The organism is Martelella limonii, assembly GCF_013344475.1.
Taxonomy (GTDB): Bacteria; Pseudomonadota; Alphaproteobacteria; order Rhizobiales; family Rhizobiaceae; genus Martelella; species Martelella limonii.
Window position 1 is genome coordinate 1 of the sequence record NZ_JABUOU010000037.1, and the last position, 603, is coordinate 603.

The 603-nt window shown below is 58.5% G+C and carries 1 protein-coding gene; it reads right to left on the reverse strand.

Translation table 11 applies throughout. The annotated features are described in order from the left end of the window. Positions 1-138 precede the first annotated feature (138 nt). Entirely contained in the window at positions 139-570 is a 432-nt protein-coding gene (locus HPQ62_RS20935; RefSeq protein ID WP_174804526.1) for a type II toxin-antitoxin system VapC family toxin, read from the reverse strand. Positions 571-603: the final 33 nt, after the last annotated feature.

The following is a 603-nucleotide window of genomic DNA, read 5'->3' on the forward strand; positions in this document are numbered from 1 at the left end:
CGACAGCAATGCAGAATTGGTCGCAGAGGCTGTGAAGATCTTCCGTCAACCCGTCGAATGATGGCGAGTCAAGATCGAGAATTTGTTCTCTTCTCTTAGGCGCGGATCTCCCTGCATTCACGTCTCATAAGAAACAATTCAACCCGGCAAAGACTGAAACGGGTCGTGAACTGGAACGCCGAGCGGGCCGAAGTGACGGATATTGCGGGTCAGGATCGTCAGGCCGTGCGCCTTCGCCGTGGCAGCAATGGCGATATCGGCAAAGCCCGGCTGATGGGCACGGGCCGCGTCGATGATCTCGCCCGCAAGATGGGCGCACCGCAGATCGAACGGCAGGATCTTCTGCCCGTAGAGATATTCGATGCTTTGCCACCACGCCTGCAACCGTTCAGCCTTCGCCGTTGATTTTTGACGCTCGGCCTTGGCGATGCCAGCACGCACCTCCGCGGCCGTCACGGCCGACAGGAACAGGTCGCCGCTTGCCCTGTCGAGCCACTGAATCACCGCTGTCGCACGGCTGTGATTCGAAGGCGCAAGTGCCGAAATGACATTGGTATCGACAAGATACATCAGAATGCGTCAGTCCTGGCGGGCTTGTCGCTG

Coding starts and splice junctions, on each gene's coding strand:
- HPQ62_RS20935 (WP_174804526.1), bottom strand. CDS start 570: ATGTATCTTGTCGATACCAATGTCATTTCGGCACTTGCGCCTTCGAAT.